At 43.8% G+C, this 6785-nt stretch carries 10 protein-coding genes, 1 tRNA gene and 1 rRNA gene; 7 read left to right on the forward strand and 5 right to left on the reverse strand.

Annotated features, from left to right (window positions below):
* Positions 1 to 507, forward strand: a 507-nt coding sequence (locus KAU88_10190; protein MCK4478874.1) for a hypothetical protein, incomplete at its 5' end; no start/stop codon positions are given.
* A 17-nt stretch (positions 508 to 524) separates the two neighbouring features.
* Positions 525 to 851 (forward strand): hypothetical protein, encoded by a 327-nt coding sequence (locus tag KAU88_10195; protein MCK4478875.1) that lies wholly within the window; start codon positions 525 to 527, stop codon positions 849 to 851.
* 132 nt (positions 852 to 983) lie between these two features.
* Here the strand turns inward: KAU88_10195 and KAU88_10200 are convergent.
* Both KAU88_10200 and KAU88_10205 read right to left on the reverse strand, forming a co-directional pair.
* Positions 984 to 1094, reverse strand: a tRNA-Leu gene (locus KAU88_10200).
* 37 nt (positions 1095 to 1131) lie between these two features.
* Entirely contained in the window at positions 1132 to 1770 is a 639-nt protein-coding gene (locus tag KAU88_10205; GenBank protein ID MCK4478876.1) for an HAD family phosphatase, read from the reverse strand.
* 229 nt (positions 1771 to 1999) lie between these two features.
* Here KAU88_10205 and KAU88_10210 point away from each other — a divergent pair, with 229 nt between their 5' ends.
* Positions 2000 to 2173 (forward strand): hypothetical protein, encoded by a 174-nt coding sequence (locus KAU88_10210; GenBank protein ID MCK4478877.1) that lies wholly within the window; start codon positions 2000 to 2002, stop codon positions 2171 to 2173.
* Positions 2174 to 2206: 33 nt separating this feature from the next.
* Here KAU88_10210 and KAU88_10215 read toward each other — a convergent pair whose 3' ends face one another.
* A complete protein-coding gene (locus KAU88_10215) occupies positions 2207 to 2371 on the reverse strand; it encodes a hypothetical protein (GenBank protein ID MCK4478878.1) in 165 nt (54 codons plus the stop codon).
* A 392-nt stretch (positions 2372 to 2763) separates the two neighbouring features.
* Between KAU88_10215 and KAU88_10220 the strand changes: the two genes are divergently transcribed.
* Positions 2764 to 2964: a cold shock domain-containing protein gene (locus tag KAU88_10220; GenBank protein MCK4478879.1), complete on the forward strand. Its 201-nt coding sequence runs from the start codon at positions 2764 to 2766 to the stop codon at positions 2962 to 2964.
* A 129-nt stretch (positions 2965 to 3093) separates the two neighbouring features.
* On the opposite strand, the gene KAU88_10225 is transcribed toward KAU88_10220, so the two are convergent.
* Positions 3094 to 3648: a hypothetical protein gene (locus tag KAU88_10225; protein ID MCK4478880.1), complete on the reverse strand. Its 555-nt coding sequence runs from the start codon at positions 3646 to 3648 to the stop codon at positions 3094 to 3096.
* A gap of 235 nt (positions 3649 to 3883) precedes the next feature.
* On the opposite strand from KAU88_10225, the gene KAU88_10230 reads away from it, so the two are divergent.
* Positions 3884 to 4228: a hypothetical protein gene (locus tag KAU88_10230; GenBank protein ID MCK4478881.1), complete on the forward strand. Its 345-nt coding sequence runs from the start codon at positions 3884 to 3886 to the stop codon at positions 4226 to 4228.
* A 9-nt stretch (positions 4229 to 4237) separates the two neighbouring features.
* Entirely contained in the window at positions 4238 to 4888 is a 651-nt protein-coding gene (gene engB, locus KAU88_10235) for a GTP-binding protein EngB (protein ID MCK4478882.1), read from the forward strand.
* A 146-nt stretch (positions 4889 to 5034) separates the two neighbouring features.
* On the opposite strand, the gene hypE is transcribed toward engB, so the two are convergent.
* Positions 5035 to 6096, reverse strand: coding sequence for a hydrogenase expression/formation protein HypE (gene hypE / locus KAU88_10240; protein MCK4478883.1), 1062 nt, complete (start codon positions 6094 to 6096; stop codon positions 5035 to 5037).
* A 411-nt stretch (positions 6097 to 6507) separates the two neighbouring features.
* Between hypE and KAU88_10245 the strand changes: the two genes are divergently transcribed.
* Positions 6508 to 6785: ribosomal RNA gene (locus KAU88_10245) — 23S ribosomal RNA — on the forward strand; the annotation flags it as partial.

Consider the following 6785-nt stretch of genomic DNA (forward strand, 5'->3'; position numbering starts at 1 on the left):
AATTATGAAGAAGCAATTCGCGATTTTGTACTGGAAGCGTCTGCAAACGCTGAAACAGTTATAGTATTTACCAGCAAAGGCAGCGTAGTTCATACGATTCTGAGTGGACAAGAAAATGTAAAGCTATTACTATTGACTCAACTTGCATCTACTCCAAAGACCGACAGATACACTGATGCGATTTTGATACCTGCGAACAACACATCTCTTCTTCTCGACGCTTTGAATAAAACTCTTAAAAGTCACCCTGATGGGAATTTCAACCTTGTTTTTGATAACTTGACAAGCCTCATTCTACAGGTAGGATTTGAGAAAGCATGCAATTTCGTGCGCTACGCCTTAGAAATGTTAAGTTCGATAAACGCCACTGCCATATTTCTGTTTAACCCTAGTGCTCATGACGAGAAGGTTGCTTCAAGTTTGAGAAACTTTTTCAGCAATCAAGTAACCTTTGAAAAAGGAGGATTAGAAATTATTAAGTTGCCTGAGGTATTAATGAAAGCGTAAAGAAGCGAGGGATGTTGATGATAAGAGGAATCGAGTTTGAAAAATCGCTTATGAAGACTATTGATGTACAGCTTAAACAGGTTTTTGGAGATACGGGGACCTCGGTCATTTACAACTATTTACAGAGTGCTCTTTCGTTGCGGCAAGAGGATATTCCGAAAAAACTGGAAACTTTCGCTGAAGGATTGGACAGATTCCTAAGTTCTGGGGCAAGAGTGGTGGAAAAAGTGATTTTGGATTGTCTTTATTCCGACTTTGGACAAGAGTTTCAATTTAAGGAAGGTTACACATTTGTTGATTATGTGAATGTGTTGAAAACAACGGTGAATCGAGACGGCAGGTAAAGAGCATACACATTGTTGTTTGGGACTTTTGAGCAAATGCCAGTTTAAGGTTTTCCTTAAGGTTTACAAAGAACTAGTCTTGTCCGTCGCGTAAGTTTTCTTCAAAACGTGTCGAAGGAAGGGTTGAGCAGGTGCGGGGGGCGGGATTTGAACCCGCGAAGGCCTTCGCCAGAGGATCTTAAGTCCTCCCCCTTATCCTTGGGGTTTAGATGCCCGATTTAGACCTGGCTTGGGAACCCCCGCGCTGTTGTTTATTGATGTTGGATCGTGGTTTTTAATTTTAGTGTTGTTTGAAGATATAGGGCAGGATTGCGCGGAGATCGTCACTTTTGATTGTTATGTTTGCATGTTTTTCTATGCCTTTATTGGTTGGGTTGAAGGCTATGGCAAGTGCGACTTTTTTGAAGAGGGGTACAAGTGTGGGGTCGTCGCCGACTGCTGCGCATTCTTTGGGTTTGAGGTTGAATTTTCGGAGGATGTGAGGTAGGTGTTTGTCTTTGTTGTGGAATGACACGTTTACTTCTACTCCGCCTGTTAGGATGCCGTCTTTTGTAATGAGGGTGTTGGCTGTGTAGCCATTGACGCCTGTTTCTTTTTGGATTCTTTGTGCGACTTGGGTGAGCCCAGCGCTTAGGAGGTATGTTTCAATGTTGTTCTGTCTAAGAGTGGTTATGGTTTGTCTGGCGCCTTTTGTATAAGGCATTTGGTTGATGATTTGGCTGATTTTGGCTATGGGTTGGTTTTTCCAGAGGGCGGCGTCCTGTTGTGCCCATTGTTTGTAGGTGATTTTGTTTTGGAAGAATTGGTTGTGGTGTTTTTTGGCTTGGTTCCATGTGCCTAGGTTTTGGTGTAGATGTTGCCAGCTGTAGGTTTGGACGATTGTACCGTCGATGTCAAAGATTACGAGTTTGATTGTCATTGTCAGGTTTGTTTTGTGTAGTGGGGTTTTAAAGTGTTGTTGGCGGGTTTGTTGGTGTGTGTTTGGCGTTGTGGAGAGGCTGTCTTATTCGGTTTTTGATAGGGAAGATGGCGTTTTTTGTGGAATTATTTATATTGTGTCAGAGAGGATTTGTAAGAATGCGCGTGATGGTCATGGCGGGCGTCTTAGGTGAGGAGGAGCGGCGTAGACATAGGGGAGTGTGTATTGATTGTGGCAATGTCTTGGAGCTGTACATGTTGGACTTGAAGAAAGGCCGCCGGATTTTACAGTGTACACATTGTGGCTTGTATCATTTTTACAAGAAGGACTTGTTTGGGAAGTGGAAGGTTGTGAAAGCGGCGAAATACCCGGACCTATGGAGATGAAGGGACAAAATCTCTAAACACTGTTTCCGAACTTGTCAAGAAAAAGCTGTTTATAGAACAATTCTGAACCTGCACTGATCGTCTCCTTTTATGATTGATTTTTCCATAATGACCCCAACTGGTCGTCCCAATACTCCCTCGAACAACTCCTTCGCCCATCCTCGAGAGCAGTTGCAGTATGTTGCTGAGAGTTTCCTAGGTGGAATCTTGTTCACATGCGAACAGTAGCATTTTGGCTAAATAATATACACTTTATCTCCATCAAGGTGAAGATGCTTGTAAACTTTCCCAAACTCATCTAGAAACGCATCAATGTTCTTCGATTTTTGATAGATGCCCTGCGCCTTCCTAACAAAACCTCGCGATTGACATTGTCGCCTGCATTGCTCCTACACTTTGGCTCGTGTTTTCTCATTAATATGCTCATCTAATCCAGCTATTAGATGAATTATCCATCTTTCCATACGTTTGCTTATTCTAACCACTTCTCAAGAATTACTTGCAATGCCAAGTTTTCATTTAATGCTCTGCTGTTTTGCGCGCAAATGCAAGCTATATATAGTCCAAGGAGAAAGTAAAGCCAAAACGAACAAAAGAGGTAAAATACGTGACAAAGGGTACAGTGGTGAGATGGCTCGGCGGGAGAGGCTACGGGTTCATTAAATGCGAAGATGGCAAAGAAATCTTTGTTCATAACTCGGATATCCAGGGCAAAAGCAGCCTCAGAGAAGGAGAAAAAGTAGAGTTCGAAGTGACAGACACAGGTAGAGGACCAAGAGCCGTCAAAGCTAAACCGATTTCTGAATAAACCGAGAACATTTGTCGAAGATTCAAAAATTGGTTTAAATTATCGGGGTTTAAGTTTTTCTTCTGATTTGTAGACTGGTTCTACCTTTCCCTAAAGCGCGCACTGAAAACCTTTCAACAATCCGTCTTGTTATCTCGAGGTTTCCTTTTGAAACCTCTTTTTGAATGCTTTTTCTCGCCACTTTTCTTTCCAACTCTTCCATCCCGTCTTTACCAGCTTTTCTCTGATTTTGGGTTTTTCCGCAACCCATTCTAGAAGCGTCCAGAAACGTCTCTTGTCTCCCAGTCTTTCTGTTGGCACTCCCACTTCTTTGCACCATTCTACGTAGCTTCTCTCAACCAACTCTTGGAGGTCGCCAGCGATTTGTACTTCTTCCATGTTGAATCCCCGATCTCGCAGGTGTCTACGTATGCTGGAGAGAACATATCCTGAGCAGACCTTGAAACGGGTTTCCCTGTCAGGCTGCATCACCTCAACGATCTCCTCGGCAATCTTCACGGCGTCATCCAAGTACTGTTTATTTTCGAAGTTGGGCGGCTGGAAGGAGGAGACCGAGATTCTGCGTTCCATGTACCTGCGTTCTGGAAGTTTGAGGGCGCCGATTACCACGCCTAAAATAAGGTCTCCCCATCCAGCATCATCTATCAAAATCTCCTTTCTAGACAGAAACCGATCCAACTCCATAACCTACGTCACCAAGATCTTCAACAAATTGGCTCTTTTCAAGCCGTTTATGTTTATCTGCCGACCATATATACGGCCTCTCCATCAAACAGTAAGGAATAAATGTGTAAAAACCTTCTCTAAGTGTTTCTTTTATATCGCCGGGGATGTCTTCGACATTTGCGTGCGCTTAATTTTGAGAACATGCGTGGAACATATTTAAAACACGATGACTTTAGTTTGGTAGAGTTTTTTTATGCCGCTGGTTAAGCCTGTTGTTAAGATCGAGAACGTCGTTGCCTGCGCCGCCCTGAAGCATGGGATCGACTTAAGCGCGGTGGTGAAGGCTTTTCCAATGGTTAATTATCAGCCAAAACGATTTCCCGGGCTGGTCTTTAAGCTGAAGAGGCCGAGAACAACTACCCTGATTTTCAGCACTGGCAAGATGGTTTGCACAGGAGCCCGATCCGGGAGGGATGCAGTGAGAGCTCTGAAGAAGGTTGTTGAAACCTTGAATAAGGGCGGAATAATAATCAATGGCAAACTTGAAATAGGAATAAAGAACATCGTTGCCACCGCAAGCCTCGATGCATGCATGTAAAATACATGTGTGAAGGGGATAAGCAAATCAGGTTCCTTCCCTATAATAATTAGTATGCTTGAGGAGTATTTGGTTTTCACTGGAAGACCTAATGCAGGTAAGAGCAGCATCATCAGAGAAATTGTAGGCTTAGATGTAGTAACCGGAAAGCGTCCGGGAACAACACGAAACATATCGAAATATCCTTTAAACAGTAGCCTAGTTCTTGTAGACATGCCTGGTTTTGGCAGGATCATGGGTATCTCTAAGCGCTTAGAGAATATGAGGAAGAATCGGATCATCCGTTTCTTAGAGTCTAACGCTCAAAACATAGCCTTAGCTATCCACGTTCTCGACATATCCACGTTCCTAGAAATATCATGGCGTTTGGAAAAGAAGGGGATAATCTCGATAGATGTTGAGATGATCCAGTTTCTAGCTAAGACGTTACGTGAGTTTCCCTTGGTGGCGGCTAACAAAATAGATAAGACCGACAAGAAGGAAATAGATGCTAACCTAAAAGAGTTCATGCACAGGATCAGCAACGGACATATCTCAGCTGTTGCGGATAAAGTGTTCCCAGTGAGTGCAAAGACTGGAGAAGGATTAAGCGCCTTAAAGAGCGCGATTCACGAGAAGTTGGTAGCAAAGGGGTATAGAACGCCGTTTAAAGTGCGATGAATTCGAGCTTTAGTAATATCGTAGAATCTTGGAGTATACTCTGCGGTTATCTTGTAAATAACAATAATTTGCGCGCGCACATTTTTTTCATGAATTCCGCAAAGCCCTTCTTCATCCATATATATTACATCCCAGAAACCAATAATCTAACATATTCTCGGTATTGGATCACCTACTGGTGTCGGTAAAATTCGTCTGCCTCCAACTACTGTTTCCATAGCTACCAAGTTAAACTCGTCAGTGGTCTTACCTATAATCTCTGCATCTTTTCCTTCTTCAGTAGCTTTCAACGCCTCTAAAACTTTTTCAGCCATCTTTTCCACAACCCCAATGATCACTTTTCCTTCATTTCCAACTTCCAACGGGTCAATTCCCAACATCTCGCATGCTGCCTGCACATCTTTCCGAATCGGAATCTTATCCTCATGCACCAGAATTCCTACACTTGCTTTCTTACTCCACTCATTCAAAGCGTTCGTCAACCCTCCTCGGGTGGGGTCCTTCATGGATACAATGCCTCCAACATCTAACACCTCTCCAATCATATGATTCAAAGGCTTAACATCTGACATGATCCTGCTACCAAACGCCAACCCTTCTTGCGCCGACAAAACAGCTAATCCATGATCACCGACCGTTCCAGACAAAATAATCTTGTCACCAGCCTGCAGATTTTTATCCAAGATCCAACGTGTGCCAAATTGGCTTCTATACTTCCTCACGACAGCCAAATTATGATCTAAAGCCTTACTCCGCCTGCCAATCCCGCTCATATTCACCACTAAACCTCCAAGGCTGCCTTTCTCTACAACTTTCGTATCTCCAGTCACCACAAAAACATCTGCCTCCTCACACGCGGCTTTCATACTTACCAAAACGCGTTCTAAATCGGTAAACGTCAACCCTTCCTCCAACACAAACCCACAAGCCAAGGCTACAGGCTCAGCTCCCAAAACAGCCAGATCATTCACCGTTCCAGCCACTGCTAACCTGCCAATATCCCCACCTGGAAAAAAAATCGGGCGAACAACATGAGAATCACTCTTAAATACCACACCGTCCACAACAGCCGCGTCATCCAATACCTCTAACCCCACCTCAGCTCCATTAAAACCGCCAAGATAAGGCAAAACATACTTCTCAATCAACTTAGCCATCACCGCACCACCAGCACCGTGAGTCATAGTAACTCGCTCGCTTTCAGACATGTTACGTCCCTACAAAACCCATATTACAAAACTTCATCCACATAAATACATCGAAAAGCCGCTAAAACCCAACCGAATCTCTTTTATCCCACCGTTTCCATATAGAAACAGGCGGAAAAATAGACAAAAATATGTAAAAAATACATCACGACAAACCTCGCCACAAAACCAGAAACAACTACAAACGACACAGTAACTCTTATATCCCAAAACTCCGCTTCTAAAACAATTTGGCGAAAATACAAACGCCAAAGAGTAGATGCAGCCTTCAATCAAACGATTGCAAGGTGAAGAATGCAAGTGAGCTCAGAAAATGGGCACATCAAGCTCACAATGAACACCACACAGGAGCAAGCCCAAATTGCCAACAAACCTACACTAAACAAACACCTATTCACCTACACGCCAAAAAAGCTCGATATGCTACGCCGTCTGGTGAATGGCCAGGCTTGAACGCTGAAGAAGGGCGCGGCAAGCAGCGAAACGCCTCGGGTAAGCGCACGCAGCTGTAGAACCGAGGATGCCCAAATGAGACTTCTTGTTATGGTTCCTTCGGGAATCGTGACACTCCAGCAATGGAGGGGGAACCCCCTGAACTGAAACATCATAGTAAGGGGAGGAAGAGAAACTAACTAGGATTCCCTGAGTAACGGCGAGTGAAACGGGAAAAGTCCAAACCGAATCTTGTA

It is taken from the genome of Candidatus Bathyarchaeota archaeon (assembly GCA_023131225.1).
Lineage (GTDB): Archaea > Thermoproteota > Bathyarchaeia > Bathyarchaeales > SOJC01 > JAGLZW01.

Excerpts from the sequence above, each read along its gene's own strand:
- KAU88_10195 (MCK4478875.1), top strand. The coding sequence starts at position 525 with ATGATAAGAGGAATCGAGTTTGAAAAATCGCTTATGAAGACTATTGAT.
- KAU88_10205 (MCK4478876.1), bottom strand. The coding sequence starts at position 1,770 with ATGACAATCAAACTCGTAATCTTTGACATCGACGGTACAATCGTCCAA.
- KAU88_10225 (MCK4478880.1), bottom strand. The coding sequence starts at position 3,648 with ATGGAGTTGGATCGGTTTCTGTCTAGAAAGGAGATTTTGATAGATGAT.
- KAU88_10230 (MCK4478881.1), top strand. The coding sequence starts at position 3,884 with ATGCCGCTGGTTAAGCCTGTTGTTAAGATCGAGAACGTCGTTGCCTGC.
- hypE (MCK4478883.1), bottom strand. The coding sequence starts at position 6,096 with ATGTCTGAAAGCGAGCGAGTTACTATGACTCACGGTGCTGGTGGTGCG.